The sequence below is a fragment of the Citrobacter sp. wls829 genome (assembly GCF_005280825.1).
Classification (GTDB): Bacteria; Pseudomonadota; Gammaproteobacteria; order Enterobacterales; family Enterobacteriaceae; genus Citrobacter; species Citrobacter gillenii.
The window spans coordinates 141,460-154,977 of record NZ_SZWP01000004.1 but is presented as its reverse complement, the minus strand read 5'-3'; the positions used below and the strand labels follow the sequence as shown (position 1 = coordinate 154,977).

14 protein-coding genes and 1 pseudogene are annotated in these 13,518 nt (G+C 51.5%); 4 read left to right on the top strand and 11 right to left on the bottom strand.

Annotation, left to right across the window (positions count from 1 at the left end):
* Positions 1 to 190: pseudogene (locus FDW88_RS22535) on the bottom strand (cytochrome B); the annotation flags it as partial.
* Positions 191 to 333: 143 nt separating this feature from the next.
* Between FDW88_RS22535 and FDW88_RS00875 the strand changes: the two are divergent.
* Together FDW88_RS00875 and FDW88_RS00870 are read left to right on the top strand one after the other, a co-directional pair.
* Positions 334 to 1,047, top strand: coding sequence for a response regulator transcription factor (locus FDW88_RS00875; RefSeq protein WP_137361832.1), 714 nt, complete (start codon positions 334 to 336; stop codon positions 1,045 to 1,047).
* A gap of 2 nt (positions 1,048 to 1,049) precedes the next feature.
* The gene (locus FDW88_RS00870; RefSeq protein WP_137361831.1) at positions 1,050 to 2,528 is read left to right on the top strand and encodes a HAMP domain-containing sensor histidine kinase; all 1,479 of its coding nucleotides are present in this window, start codon (positions 1,050 to 1,052) and stop codon (positions 2,526 to 2,528) included.
* A gap of 100 nt (positions 2,529 to 2,628) precedes the next feature.
* Here FDW88_RS00870 and FDW88_RS00865 read toward each other — a convergent pair whose 3' ends face one another.
* Positions 2,629 to 3,540 carry a LysR family transcriptional regulator gene (locus FDW88_RS00865; protein ID WP_137361830.1) on the bottom strand — a complete coding sequence of 304 codons (912 nt, stop codon included), beginning with the start codon at positions 3,538 to 3,540 and terminating at the stop codon, positions 2,629 to 2,631.
* Positions 3,541 to 3,642: 102 nt separating this feature from the next.
* Here FDW88_RS00865 and FDW88_RS00860 point away from each other — a divergent pair, with 102 nt between their 5' ends.
* Positions 3,643 to 4,740: an alkene reductase gene (locus tag FDW88_RS00860; protein ID WP_135911898.1), complete on the top strand. Its 1,098-nt coding sequence runs from the start codon at positions 3,643 to 3,645 to the stop codon at positions 4,738 to 4,740.
* 232 nt (positions 4,741 to 4,972) lie between these two features.
* On the opposite strand, the gene FDW88_RS00855 is transcribed toward FDW88_RS00860, so the two are convergent.
* From FDW88_RS00855 to pth, 3 genes are all read right to left on the bottom strand, one after another.
* Positions 4,973 to 5,689, bottom strand: a complete 717-nt coding sequence (locus tag FDW88_RS00855; protein WP_137361829.1) for a YebC/PmpR family DNA-binding transcriptional regulator — start codon at positions 5,687 to 5,689, stop codon at positions 4,973 to 4,975.
* A gap of 501 nt (positions 5,690 to 6,190) precedes the next feature.
* Positions 6,191 to 7,285, bottom strand: coding sequence for a redox-regulated ATPase YchF (gene ychF / locus FDW88_RS00850; RefSeq protein WP_096756754.1), 1,095 nt, complete (start codon positions 7,283 to 7,285; stop codon positions 6,191 to 6,193).
* Between the two features lie 115 nt (positions 7,286 to 7,400).
* On the bottom strand, positions 7,401 to 7,985 hold the full coding sequence (gene pth, locus FDW88_RS00845; protein ID WP_046275292.1) for an aminoacyl-tRNA hydrolase: 585 nt from the start codon (positions 7,983 to 7,985) through the stop codon (positions 7,401 to 7,403).
* Positions 7,986 to 8,259: 274 nt separating this feature from the next.
* On the opposite strand from pth, the gene ychH reads away from it, so the two are divergent.
* On the top strand, positions 8,260 to 8,538 hold the full coding sequence (gene ychH, locus FDW88_RS00840; protein ID WP_045443721.1) for a stress-induced protein YchH: 279 nt from the start codon (positions 8,260 to 8,262) through the stop codon (positions 8,536 to 8,538).
* Between the two features lie 46 nt (positions 8,539 to 8,584).
* Here ychH and FDW88_RS00835 read toward each other — a convergent pair whose 3' ends face one another.
* From FDW88_RS00835 to FDW88_RS00810, 6 genes are read right to left on the bottom strand one after another with little or no spacing between them, the layout of a single operon-like run.
* Positions 8,585 to 9,394: a cytochrome c1 gene (locus FDW88_RS00835; protein ID WP_137361834.1), complete on the bottom strand. Its 810-nt coding sequence runs from the start codon at positions 9,392 to 9,394 to the stop codon at positions 8,585 to 8,587.
* Positions 9,395 to 9,398: 4 nt separating this feature from the next.
* Positions 9,399 to 10,571 (bottom strand): cytochrome b N-terminal domain-containing protein, encoded by a 1,173-nt coding sequence (locus FDW88_RS00830; protein ID WP_137361828.1) that lies wholly within the window; start codon positions 10,569 to 10,571, stop codon positions 9,399 to 9,401.
* Between the two features lies 1 nt (position 10,572).
* Positions 10,573 to 11,121 carry a ubiquinol-cytochrome c reductase iron-sulfur subunit gene (petA, locus tag FDW88_RS00825; protein ID WP_117342914.1) on the bottom strand — a complete coding sequence of 183 codons (549 nt, stop codon included), beginning with the start codon at positions 11,119 to 11,121 and terminating at the stop codon, positions 10,573 to 10,575.
* 26 nt (positions 11,122 to 11,147) lie between these two features.
* Positions 11,148 to 11,588, bottom strand: a complete 441-nt coding sequence (locus FDW88_RS00820) for a pseudoazurin (RefSeq protein ID WP_137361827.1) — start codon at positions 11,586 to 11,588, stop codon at positions 11,148 to 11,150.
* 18 nt (positions 11,589 to 11,606) lie between these two features.
* Positions 11,607 to 12,428 (bottom strand): ABC transporter ATP-binding protein, encoded by an 822-nt coding sequence (locus FDW88_RS00815; RefSeq protein WP_115258281.1) that lies wholly within the window; start codon positions 12,426 to 12,428, stop codon positions 11,607 to 11,609.
* On the bottom strand, positions 12,425 to 13,489 hold the full coding sequence (locus FDW88_RS00810) for an iron ABC transporter permease (protein ID WP_137361826.1): 1,065 nt from the start codon (positions 13,487 to 13,489) through the stop codon (positions 12,425 to 12,427). The genes FDW88_RS00815 and FDW88_RS00810 overlap by 4 nt, the downstream gene beginning before the upstream one ends.
* Positions 13,490 to 13,518: the final 29 nt, after the last annotated feature.

Sequence of the window (13,518 nt, the reverse complement as noted above, 5' to 3'; positions counted from 1 at the left end):
CCTTCCCTAGCCAACCGCCAAGTGTTAACGCATTCATAAACCTGAAGTTAAATAGTGGCGATGCGTTATAAATTCGCCAGCCGCTGGTGACCATGATCAGCATAGCCAGGGCATTCAACCAATGGCACACTCGCAACCATGCGGGATGAATAACCTCCGGCGGGGTGACAGGCAAAGACAACTTTTTCATCACAATGCTTCCTGAACATTCGATGAGGTCATTATCAATAAAATTTATTCCCCGATGCTTCACGCAAAGTTAAATTAAATGTGACAACTTTCTACCCGCTTGTTGTGTAGACTTTCAGTATCGGGATCGTGGGGGACAATGAAGTGAATCAGGATAAGAAATTACTTATCGTAGAAGACGATGAAAACATCGCTGAGCTGTTACAGCTTCATCTGCGTGAGGAGGGTTTTACGGTGACGCATGCGGTAAATGGCAATATTGGTATGGCGTTACTTAACCAGGGGGGGTGGGATGCGCTAATCCTGGATCTAATGCTGCCTGGCGTTGACGGGCTTGAAATCTGTCGCCATGCCAGAACGATGACGCGTTATACGCCCATCATTATTATCAGCGCTCGTTCAAGTGAAACCCATCGTATTCTCGGTCTTGAACTGGGGGCTGATGATTACCTTGCGAAACCGTTTTCAATGCTTGAACTGGTCGCCCGTGTAAAGGCGCTCTTTCGCCGTCAGGAAGCAATGAGTAAGAATTTACGGCTGGATGCTGGTGTACTGATTTTTGATAACCTCTCCATTGATCCGCTGGCTCGGGATGTTCAACTTAATCATCAGTCGGTGGAGTTGACGCCCAGAGAGTTTGATTTGCTTTACTTTTTTGCCAGACATCCGGATAAAGTCTTTTCCCGTTTGAGTCTGCTAAATCAGGTCTGGGGGTACGAACATGAAGGCTATGAGCATACGGTGAATACACATATCAATCGTTTAAGGATCAAAATTGAGGATAACCCGGCGGAACCTAACTTTATCCGTACCGTCTGGGGAAAGGGCTATAAATTCACCGCACAGCCACGCGAGTAACCATGCGAACTTATACACTTTCACAGCGTTTAACGCTGGTTTTTGCTCTCCTGTTTATTACGTCGTGTGCCCTGTTGGGCTGGCTGCAGGTGCGAACCAGTACTGAATACAGTAAGGCCGTTATTCAGCAGCTTTCTGCGGACCTTGCCGGGCATATCAACCAAAGCTACCCTCTGCTTGAACGCGATGGCCTTAATAAAGAGTCAATGCGTAATTTGTTTGATCATCTGATGGCGGTGAATCCCAGTGTAGAAGTTTATTTACTGGACAAAGAGGGCAATATTATTGGTGATGCGGCGCCGGAAGGGCACATCAAACGTCAGCGGGTTGATTTACAGCCAATACACTCGGCATTAAATAATCCTCATTACCCCATTTACGGCGACGATCCGCGTAGCCTTGATGCGAAGAAAGTGTTTAGCGTGTCGCCAATGCGTCAGGATGGGCAGATAAAAGGCTACTTGTATGTGATTTTGCTCGGGGAAAATTACAACGCCTTAAACAGCAATGCGCAATTTGATGCCTTATTGAAGATAGTCTTACTGTCCATCAGCCTTGTTGCATTGTTGGGGCTGGTGGTGGGGGCACTCGCCTTGCGCTGGATAACTCGTCCCTTGCGCGAGTTGTCTGCTCAGGTCCATGCCCTGGAAACCGGTGGGATAGAAGAAATGCAGGCAATGGCGGCGCAGCCCCGGCAAATCAATACCAGTAACGATGAAATTAGCCAACTGCGACAAGGGGTTATCTCGATGGCCCAGCGCATTGCAGAACAGTGGCATCGTCTTGCACAACAAGAGCAGTTACGACGTGAGTTTATCGCCAACATTTCCCATGATTTGCGCACGCCATTAACCTCACTACACGGCTACCTTGAAAGCCTGTCCGTAATGTCAGCCAGCCTGAGCGACGCTGAGAAGCAGCGCTACCTTAATATTGCTCTCGCACAGAGCCAAAAGGTGGGTGCGCTCTCCCAGTCGCTGTTTGAGCTGGCTCGTCTGGAATATGGTGTGGTTAAACCGCAGAAAGAGAAATTCTCGATTAGTGAACTGCTGCAGGATGTTTTCCAGAAATTTGAACTTTCTGCCCAGACTAAACAGCTGGCATTGCTGGCAGATATTCAGCCAGGCCTGCCGCTTATTGATGCGGACCTCTGGATGATCGAACGGGTGCTGACCAACCTGCTGGATAATGCGATTCGCCATACTCCCGACAACGGCACTGTTGCTGTGCGTTTGTGGCGAGAAGCGGATAAAGTGATGGTGCAAATTAGCGACAGCGGTCCTGGGATCCCGCAAGAATTGATGGAGGGATTATTCATCCGTCCTTCGATTGCGAATCCGTCAGGTGTTCGAGTAGGGGGACTGGGGTTGATGATCGTCCGCCAGATGCTACAGCTACATGGTAGCGAAATTGCGCTGGTGGATACGCCGAAAAGCGGGGCTTGTTTTCGCTTTGGCTTAACGACGGGCCCACATATTTGAACCAGTTATCCGTGATACCAGCTTCAATGGCTACGTGCGCAGATGAAGATGAACGGTGTCGCCAGGTGGCTGCACGGCCGTAAAACCGATAGTAGCTGCGTTATTCATTATCCAGCCAGCTAATGAAAAACTCACTGAAAGCCGTCACCTGCAACGGCTGAAAACGCCGTTGAGGGTAGACAAACTGCAGACCAACGTGTTTCTTGTCATGGCGGCTAAAGCCGATAAAAGTCTCAGCAAATAAAACGCTCAGTCGCCCTTGTTCCACATCTTGCTTCACATCCCACCAGGATTTGCTGGCAATACCCGCTCCGGCCAGTACCCACTGACGAAGCAAGGCGCCGTCATCACATACCATTGCCGGCGTGACCTGCACCACCGCGGTTTCATTTTGCTCTTCAAAACGCCACTCGTTCATCAGCGTGCCGCGCTGCTCCATCACCAGGCAGCGGTGCCCGTGTAATTCATCCGGATACTGAGGCGTTCCGTGAGCTTCAAGGTAGCTTTTTGACGCAACCAGCACCCGATAATTAGGACGGATGAATTTTGTGACCAGATTACTGTCCGGCAAGTTCCCGAAACGCACGCTCATATCCAGACGGTTGACAATCAAATCCACCACGCTCTCACTGAGATAAACGGAGCTTCTGACTTCAGGATGCAAACGGGAGAAATCGAGAAGCGCAGGGGAAAGATACTGTCGGCCAAAGTCCGAGGGGGCTGAAATACGTAGGCTGCCGCTGAGCAGTCCGTCCTTCTGCATCAGTTTTGATTCTGCCTGTGTCATCTCCTCCTGCACACGAAGTGCGGCGTGGTAAAACTCCTCCCCGGCTCGTGTCAATGCGATAGCCCGGGTTGAACGATTAAACAGCCGGGTTTGATAACGTTCTTCCAGCGCCTTTAATCGAGCAGTCATGGTGGCGGGGGAAAGGTTCATCCGACGCCCTGCAGCGGCCAGACCACCAGCTTCAACCACTTCCACCAGTAACGTCATATCTTCGAATTTACCCATTATTCCGTTTTCCTGAAAAGATAATCAATTATTACTGCCATTATCAAAGCGACTTGCATGACATAAAGTCAAGCCATAGTTAACCGCTCAGGAGAGCAGAACATGCCACAACATTCCCTTTTCGAGACAACATCTATTGGCAAACGTGTACTAAAAAACCGTATTGTCATGGCACCGATGACTCGTGCCCGTACTGTCCAGCCCGGTAATATTCCTGGCGCGCTTATGGCCGAGTATTATCAGCAGCGCGCCACCGCCGGTCTTATCATCACCGAAGCAACACAGATCTCTGCCCAAGGGCAGGGTTACTCCTGGACACCAGGCATTCATTCTGCTGAACAGGTGGCGGGATGGCGTCTGGTAACAGATGCGGTCCATCGCGCAGGAGGTACGATTTTCTCCCAGTTGTGGCATGTGGGGCGTATGTCCCATGCAAGTTTTCACCCGGACGGCCAACCTGTAGCTCCTTCTGCGTTATCACCGCACGCACAGGTGTGGGTGGTAAACAATGAGGGTATCGGTGAAATGGTCGACTGCCCGGTTCCACGTGAGCTAACGACAGCTGATATTCAACGGGTAATAGCAGATTACCGGCAGGCGGCCCTCAATGCGGTGGAAGCGGGTTTTGATGGCGTGGAAGTTCACGGTGGCAACGGGTATCTGATTGACCAGTTCCTGCGCCGTTCTTCAAACCAACGAACCGATGAATACGGCGGTAGTCTGGAAAACCGTGTGCGTTTCGCCCAGCAGATACTGGAAGCGATCAGCGAGGCCATTGGTGCAGAGAGTACCGGTATCCGTCTGGCCCCGTACATCACCCAGCGTGGCATGGATGACCCGCAGGTTATTGACGCTATTCTGGCTCTGGCGGCCTGGTGTGAATCAAAAGGTATTGCCTTTATTCATCTGGCGGAAGCGGATTGGGATGATGCGCCGCAGGTGCCCTATGCGTTCCGGGAGACCCTGCGGGCGACTTTTAGCGGTACGATTATTGTGGCGGGGAATTACACCCGTGAAAAAGCCGACAAACTGTTATCGGCAGGGATCGTAGATCTGGTTGCTTTCGGACGTCCCTTTATCGCCAATCCAGATTTCCCACGTCGCCTGAAAGAAAACCTGCCACTTTCAGAAATGGGTAACCCAGCGACGCTGTTTGGCGGTAGCGAAGTGGGTTATACCGATTACCCATTTCTGAATTAACTATGGCGATGTATTAACGGCCATCACGGCGGGCATCAATAACAGGGTAAATGAAAAATCCACGCAATTGCGTGGATATATTAATCTTATAATGCTATGGGCAAAAAGATATATTTTGTGCGCGATAATGACAGGGTGAATTTAAAACAATGCATCTGGCTGGATATGCTTTAATATACAAAGTTGTAAAATTAAGAAATCTGCCACAACGACAGATTTCTTTAATATATAATTAGAGATTTGCAACGTTATGATATACTTTTTGAACATCATCATCATCTTCAAGGGCATCAACAAGTCCTTCAAAGATTTCTAAATCTTCTGGTGAGAGTTCAATTTCTGCTTGAGCAATCATTTCTAATTCTGTTGTTGCGAATTCAGTAATTCCAGCTGCTTTTAGAGCTGCAATTCCTTTGTGAAGATCTGTAGGTTCAGTATAAATGACGATGTTTCCTTCTTCTTCGGTTACATCACGAACATCAACTTCAGCATCAAGCAAAATTTCAAAAATACGGTCTGGATCTGTTCCTGCAAATACAATGACGCCAGTATTGTCAAACATATAGCTGACAGAGCCTGCCGCTCCGATACTCCCGCCTTTTTTATTGAAAATTGTGCGGACATTAGCAATCGTACGGTTAACATTTGACGTCAAGGTTTCAGCGATAATCATTGAGCCATTGGGTCCAAAACCTTCATAACGACCTTGCACGAATGTTTCATCGCCGCCGCCTTTGGCTTTATCAATTGCTTTATCAATAACGTGTTTCGGGACTTGTGCTTGCTTCGCACGTTCAATAACGAATTTTAAAGATGAGTTTGATTCTGGGTCTGGTTCACCTTGCTTAGCAGCAGCATAGATTTCTACACCGAATTTTGCATATATATTAGACGTCGCACCGTCTTTAGCCGTTTTTTTAGCAACAATATTGGCCCATTTACGTCCCACTGGAATGCTCTCCTCAAAAATTTATTTACATTAAATGCAGGTTGTTAACCTGCATTTTTTCCGCGAGATTATATCATGATATGTAAATACTCGTCTATGAGAAATAAAAAACGACAATATTACGTGATGTTACTTTAATTTTATAAATGGCTGGCGTTTTTGGTGGTCATTTTAAAATTTACATTTGGTGCTTTATTTTTATTGTTAACAATTGAGCTGAAGTAATAATAAATAAGTCAGGAAAAATAACTGTGATAATCCAGATAATAAACACTATTAAATTGCGCAGAGTGGACGAAAATATCTGTAAAACTGGACTGACTCCGCGGCAGTAGGTATTTCCTGTCCTCACGACAAGGTATGTTCGACGTTTTCTGGACTGATGCCGTTGAGGTTACATGAGACTCTATGAAATGAAAAACCCACGCAATTGCGTGGGTTTTAAAGTTTTTTCTGATTCTGATGAGATTCAATGAAACCTCATGAGACGACAAAGCTTATTTAGACGTTGAACAGGAAGTTCATTACGTCGCCATCTTTGACGATGTAATCTTTACCTTCTGCACGCATCTTACCGGCTTCTTTTGCGCCTTGCTCACCCTTGTAGGTGATGAAGTCTTCAAATGCGATGGTCTGCGCGCGGATAAAGCCTTTCTCGAAGTCGGTGTGGATTTTACCGGCAGCCTGCGGGGCGGTTGCGCCAACAGGGATGGTCCACGCGCGGACTTCTTTCACGCCAGCGGTGAAGTAGGTCTGCAGGTTCAGCAGCTCGTAACCGGCGCGGATCACGCGGTTCAGACCGGGTTCTTCAATGCCCAGCTCAGCCATAAATTCTTCACGATCGGCATCGTCAAGTTCGGCGATATCGGATTCAACTGCCGCACACACGGCAACCACCACAGAACCTTCAGCAGCCGCGATTTCACGCACTTTATCGAGGTACGGGTTGTTCTCAAAACCGTCTTCGTTAACGTTGGCGATATACATGGTTGGCTTCAGGGTCAGGAAGCTCAGGTATTTGATGGCAGCTTTGTCTTCGTCCGTCAGGTTGGTCAGTGAACGCAGCATCCCGGCATTTTCCAAATGCGGCAGGCATTTTTCCAGCGCGGCCAGCTCGGCTTTAGCGTCTTTGTCGCCGCCTTTGGCTTTTTTCTGCACGCGGTGAATCGCGCGTTCGCAGGTATCCAGGTCAGACAGTGCCAACTCGGTATTAATGACGTCGATATCGTCAGCCGGATCCACTTTGTTATTAACGTGAATGATATTGTCGTTTTCAAAGCAGCGTACCACGTGACCGATCGCTTCGGTTTCGCGGATGTTGGTCAGGAACTGGTTACCCAGACCTTCACCTTTGGATGCGCCTTTTACCAGACCGGCAATGTCGACGAATTCCATAGTAGTCGGGAGAATACGCTGCGGCTTGACGATCTCAGCCAACTGGTCCAGACGCGGATCGGGCATCGGTACAACGCCAGTGTTCGGCTCAATAGTACAGAACGGGAAGTTAGCCGCTTCAATACCCGCTTTGGTGAGCGCGTTGAACAGGGTGGATTTGCCTACGTTTGGCAAACCGACGATACCGCATTTGAATCCCATGTTTAAATCACCTTAATCTTTTGATATTCAACCTGTTATGGAAAACAGATTGTAGAAAAGTAAATAACTTTGCCTATTATACACAGCACGCGGGAAAAATGCCGCACATCGCTGCTTATTGTGCTTTAAAGGTATGTAACCGGCTGGTTGCCTTGGTCAGGCCATCTTTGAACAATATCTCGGTACAACGCGCCGCTTCGTCGATGGCTTCATCAATTAACTTTTGTTCTGAAACAGGCGGTTTGCCTAAAACAAAGCCGACAACTTTGTTTTTATCGCCGGGATGGCCAATTCCAACGCGTAAGCGATGAAAGTTCGGGTTATTGCCCAACTTGCTGATGATGTCTTTCAGGCCATTATGCCCGCCGTGGCCGCCGCCGAGCTTAAACTTGGCAACGCCGGGGGGCAAATCTAATTCGTCGTGGGCGACCAAAATTTCATCAGGATTGATCCGATAAAAGCTGGCCATCGCGCTGACTGCTTTGCCGCTCAGATTCATAAATGTGGTTGGCACCAGCAGACGGACATCTTCACCCTCGAGCGTCACTCTGGAGGTGTAACCGAAGAATTTCGGCTCATCGCGCAGGGGGGCGCGTAATCTCTCTGCCAGCAAATCGACGTACCATGCGCCGGCATTGTGTCGCGTAGCCGCATATTCAGCGCCGGGATTCGCCAGACCGACAATCAATTTAATCGTCACGTATTTTGTCCTGAGTGTGTCCATAACCGGCGTGTAGTTTACTGTCTGGCGGCGCGCTTGACAAAAAACTGCGTGCGTACCGGCAAAAAATGAATAATTGCCTCGCTGGACTATTAGAAAATGAGTGTGTTCAGTGGGTTATTTGTAAAGTTTTGTTGCATGAGTGTTTGTAATTGTGATCACAGGCGCACTTGCGAGCGGCAGTGTTGTCTATACTTTACACATAAGGATTAGGGGTATTCCCTGTAGCAACCCAAAGTTCCGGAGGTGACACATGAAACGCAAAAACGCTTCGTTACTCGGTAACGTGCTCATGGCTTTAGGGTTGGTGGTGATGGTTGTCGGTGTGGGCTATTCAATCTTAAATCAGCTGCCGCAATTTAACCTGCCACAATTTTTTGCACACGGTGCCGTGCTCAGTATTTTTGTTGGCGGCGTGCTCTGGCTGGCGGGGGCTCGCGTCGGCGGTCACGAACAAATCAGCGACCGCTACTGGTGGGTTCGCCATTACGACAAACGCTGTCGTCGTAATAATAGCCAACGCCATAGCTAAACCGTGACATTGTCTGCAGACCAGCCAGCCTTACGCTGACTGGTTTTCAGTTCGTCTTGCTTTTGCGCGAGCGGGACTGAATTCGCAGTAATAGTGCTAATAATGCCACAACCACCGCCAGATACCCCATCACGTACATTCCCTGATGTTTTCTTGACGCCAGCTGCGGATCGGCAACCCATGCCAGAAACGCGGTGACATCGCGCGCGTACTGTTGCTCGGTTTGTGGCAGATGAGACTGCGTGGACCAGGTAATCTCACCATCTGCCAGCGGCTTTGGCATATTGATTATCCCACCAGGAAAATACCGGTTTGCCTTCATCTCAGGATCGTCGGGTAAATAACCCGTTAGCAGCGCATAAATATAATCCGCACCGCTGTCAGTGTAGGGAATAAACGCATCGAGGATAAACTGCGGAAACCCGCGATCGTAGCTTCGTGCCCGCACGATATAGCTGAGATCCACCGGCAGTGCGCCATTGTTGAGGTATTTGGCTTCCTGATCGTTCAGATAAGGGGAGGCGAAGACATCGTTCAGATTGCCGTCACGTTCACCCGGTTGTCCGTCGTCCTCAACCGTTGCAAACAGATAGCCGCTGGCCAGTGCTCTGGCTTCTGCTTGCGTGAGTTGCGGCCCGCCAGGTTGGGTCAGCTCTTTGAAGGTGAGATATTTCATACCGTGGCAGGCCCGGCATTTTTCTTCGTAAACCTGTAAACCACGACGTAACTGTTCAGTGTCGTGAGCGCCGTTCACGCCGCTAAATACCCACGGCTGCGGGGGCGGAAGCGGCGCGCAATACCCATGACTGAAGAGTGACGCCAAGCTCAGGGCTGCAAAGGTTAACCATCGTCCCATCATGTCAGTCCTGTTTTTCCAGTAAGCGTCGACACGGCATCACAAGCAGAAACCATGCGAAATAGATAAGCGTTGAAAGCTGAGACGCGGCACGGATCCAGCCGTCATCGTTACTCAATCCGTCCAGCAGGTCGGGGCCGACCAGTGCTTTTGAACCCAGCCAGCCTAAAAAGAACACATTGCCGACCCAGATCCAGAAACCGAGTTTGATCCATTTGCTGTAATGGCGAAACCGTGCGCGGGAGGTATCCAGCCAGGGTAACAAATAGAAGATCAGCACCGATGCGCACATGGCGGCAATGCCCGCCAGCTCATTGGGAAAACAGCGCAAAATGGAGAAGAAGGGCAGAAAATACCACTCGGGCGCGACAACGGCGGGCGTGACCGTCGGGTCGGCGGGGATAAAGTTATCGGCACTGCTGAGGTAGTGCGGCGCAAAAAATAAGAACCACGCAAACAGCATTAAAAACAGCGTCAGCTTGAGGGCATCGCGTTCGGTGACGCGAAAATCAAACAGCAGACGTTGCGACTCGCGGGCGGTGAACGTTTTTTTCATCGCGTGGGCGAACGCTGACTGGACGGTACGCACATGCCATATCGTCATCGCAACAATGGCGAAGGGGATAATAAAGTGAAGCACATAAAAACGGCCTAACATCGGCGTGCCGGGCGCATACCCGCCGACAAAAAAGGTGTACAGCGTATCGCCAACGAACGGTATTGCGCGGGCGAAACTGGTGATAACCGTGGCGGCCCAATAGCTTTTTTGCCCCCAAATCAGGCTATAGCCGAGAAATGCGGTGATCATCAGGAGCACATACAGCGTTACGCTGATGGCCCACATCTTCAGATACGGTTTGCGGTATACGTTGTAATACATTGCGCGAAAGATATGCAGGTAGCAGGCGAAGAAAAAAAGCGAGGCGCCAATGGCGTGCAGATTACGCACCAGCTCCCCTTGCCTGACCGCACGCATAATATGCACAATGGAATCAAACGCGGAATCTGCCGTGGGCACATAAAACATTGCCAGCACGATGCCGGAGAGAATTTGCACGCCCAGCATGACCAGCAAGATGATGCCGACGGCAAAGATCCACACGCCGGTAATGGAGCGGGGGAACGGAAGGCGAAATTGCACATGACGCTGGGGTGCTGTCGGGGACGTTGCGTTCATGTCAGGCCTCTTTTGTGCCAAGGCGTACACTCAGACCATCGGCGGCCAGGGCATAGTCGGGGATCGCCAAATTCGCCGTGGCCGGACCCCGCGTCACGCGCCCGGAGGTGTCAAACTCTGAGCCGTGACACGGACAAATCCAGCCCTGACCGCTGGGGTTGGCGTTAGGCACGCATCCGGCATGCGGGCAGTAACCCTGAACGATCAGCCACTGCGGATGCGCCGCCGTGACCCGCTCGCTGTCTGCCTGCGGGTCGAGCAACAGTCGGGTGTCGGCCTGCTGCGCCGCCGTGATCTCGTCTGGCGTACGGTGGCGAATCAGGATCAGTTTCCCCTGCCAGATTCGTTTCACCGTCTGACCAGCCGCTACTCCCGCAAGAGAGACATCCACCGGCTCATTTTCTGCCACGGTTTTATCGTCCGGCCCCAGCGCCGAAATGAGTGGCCAGACGGCTGCGGTCACCCCCGCAGCGCCGACAAATTTTGTCAACTTACACAGGCAATCGCGTCGCTGGGTGTGGATTGCCTCACTGTCTGTTTTTTTATTCACCGCCGTCTCCTCTGTTTATTGCGCTGTCAGGGTTTCTCAATGCGGGTATAAATGTCCTGAAAGCGTTTATCGGCAAGGCCGGGGGCTTTAAACGCGCGGTAGCTGTCGGGTAAAACGGCGTCGCCGACTTTGATCAGCATAATCATCCCCTGCGCATAGTGCGGTGAGCATTTGATGCCGTAGAAGCCTGCTGTGTCGTATTTGATTTCAATCTCCTCATCGATTTTGCCGATGAAACCGGGGTACCCGGCAGGAGACAGCTCGGCAATTGAGGCCGCATTGTGGCTTTTGTGCTTGCGAACAAACTTCACGCTATCGCCCGGCAGGATCGCCAGAAAATCCGGCTCGTAGACCATCGGTCCGCCGGTACCGCGGTTTTTCATCAGCACTTCATACGTTTGTGCGAACGCCGTCGAGGTGAACGCGCACAGGCACAGGATGAGTAAACGTTGTTTAATACATTTCATTGCGGTTCCTTGTGATATTTACGCTGGCCGTTGGTAGCGAATAAAGCAGCTCGCCTCATCAGCAGCTCGTTCGACAATCGCATCGATGCCAAACCAGTTGTTAAGATTTTCTCGGGTGAAGACAGCTGCAGGGCAGCCTTGCATGACCAGTCGTCCCGCTGTCATCACCATGATGCGATCGCAAAACATCGCGGCATGATTCAGATCGTGCAGGGCGGCAATCACGGTCAGTTTTTCGCGTTTAACCAGGTTAAGCAGGCCAATTTGATGCTGGATGTCGAGATGATTGGTTGGCTCATCCATCAGCAATACCTGGGGCTGTTGTGCCAGCGCTCTGGCAATATGCAGGCGCTGGCGTTCGCCGCCGGAGAAGGTATGCCAGCAGCGATGCTGGACGTTTTGCAGGGAGACTTTCTCCAGCATCGTCTGCACGATAACGTCGTCGGTCCGTGACCACGGCGACAGCAGACTTAACCACGGCGTGCGGCCAAGGGACACGGCCTGGATGGCGGTCAGACGCTCGCTGGTTTCCGCCTGCTGTTCAACCAGGGCGACCTTTTGCGCCAGATGGCGGCGTGAGTAGCGGCGAATATCTTTGCGGTTAAGCGAAACGCTGCCGCTGGAGGGCTTGAGTAAACCGGCCAGCAGGGAAATGAGCGACGTTTTCCCCGAACCGTTGGGGCCGATAATGCCCACAAACTCACCGGGTGCGACCTGAAAAGAGACATCATTGACGATGGCCTTGCCTTTCACCTCCCAGTGCAGATGTTGAGCGCAGACCACATCGTTGGCGGTATTTACCGCGCGTAGCGGCGTGGTAAAACGTGGGTTAACCGTCATTTGCTCGGGTTCCCTCGGATCAAAATAATCGAAAATGCGGGCGCGCCAACCAGCGCAGTGATCACCCCAATAGGCAGTACTTGCCCTGGTAGTAAGGTGCGTGAAATGACGTCCGCGACAATAAGAAAAATGGCACCAATCAGGGCGCTGACGGGCAGCAAGCGGTGATGCTGATTACCCACCAGTAAACGCGCAGCGTGAGGGATAACCAGTCCAACAAAGCCAATGGCCCCGACAATCGACACCATAATGGCGGTCATCCCCGTCACCGCGGTAATCAGTACGCCGCGAGTGCGTTTAACCGGGATGCCCAGCGAGGCCGCTGACTCGGCGCCAAATGAAAATGCGTCCAGATGGCGGGCGTAGCAAAAGCAGACGATGATGCCGACCAGCGCGGTCGGGATGGCCAGTACCACATCGGGCCAGCGTACGCCGCTCAGATTGCCGAGCAGCCAGAACATAATGCCGCGTGCCTGTTCGGCATTGGCCGAACGGGTAATGATGAGCGAGGTAATGGCATTGAACAGCTGCGAGCTGGCGATCCCGGCGAGAATAATTTGCGTGGTGGCGGACCCGTTTTTACCCCTTGCGGCCATGGCCAGCAGTGCGACAAACAGAAATGCCGTCAGCGCGCCGATAAACGCCCCGAGCGACATGCTGATAATCCCCGCACCCAACCCGGTCAGCGCGATCAGCACCGCTCCCGTCGATGCCCCGGCCGAGATCCCCAGCAGATAAGGTTCGGCCAGCGCATTACGCAGTAGTGATTGCAGCACCACGCCGGAAACGGCCAGACAGGCACCGCAGCAGGCAGAGACCAGCGCACGGGTCAGGCGGTAGTTCCAGATGATCCCAGCATCCAGCGCGTCTACCGGATATTGGCTGCCAAACAGGTGGTTTGCCAGCGTGTGGGTGACATGCTGCCACGGGATAAACGTCTCACCGATGGAGATCCCCGCCAGCAGCACCCCGCACATCACCACGCTGACCCACAGGCTGTGCAGCAGCGTTCGCTGGGTAAACTGACTCATCGCCCGACGCGTCCTGCGTAATTCGCTCATTGTCGATGGCTTTCCTGAGTGCGAAAGCG

Bases quoted from the DNA above. Each gene is read 5' to 3' on its own strand.
- FDW88_RS00870 (WP_137361831.1), top strand. From the start codon at position 1,050: ATGCGAACTTATACACTTTCACAGCGTTTAACGCTGGTTTTTGCTCTC.
- FDW88_RS00865 (WP_137361830.1), bottom strand. From the start codon at position 3,540: ATGGGTAAATTCGAAGATATGACGTTACTGGTGGAAGTGGTTGAAGCT.
- FDW88_RS00860 (WP_135911898.1), top strand. From the start codon at position 3,643: ATGCCACAACATTCCCTTTTCGAGACAACATCTATTGGCAAACGTGTA.
- ychF (WP_096756754.1), bottom strand. From the start codon at position 7,285: ATGGGATTCAAATGCGGTATCGTCGGTTTGCCAAACGTAGGCAAATCC.
- ychH (WP_045443721.1), top strand. From the start codon at position 8,260: ATGAAACGCAAAAACGCTTCGTTACTCGGTAACGTGCTCATGGCTTTA.
- FDW88_RS00835 (WP_137361834.1), bottom strand. From the start codon at position 9,394: ATGGGACGATGGTTAACCTTTGCAGCCCTGAGCTTGGCGTCACTCTTC.
- FDW88_RS00830 (WP_137361828.1), bottom strand. From the start codon at position 10,571: ATGAACGCAACGTCCCCGACAGCACCCCAGCGTCATGTGCAATTTCGC.
- FDW88_RS00820 (WP_137361827.1), bottom strand. From the start codon at position 11,588: ATGAAATGTATTAAACAACGTTTACTCATCCTGTGCCTGTGCGCGTTC.
- FDW88_RS00815 (WP_115258281.1), bottom strand. From the start codon at position 12,428: ATGACGGTTAACCCACGTTTTACCACGCCGCTACGCGCGGTAAATACC.
- FDW88_RS00810 (WP_137361826.1), bottom strand. From the start codon at position 13,489: ATGAGCGAATTACGCAGGACGCGTCGGGCGATGAGTCAGTTTACCCAG.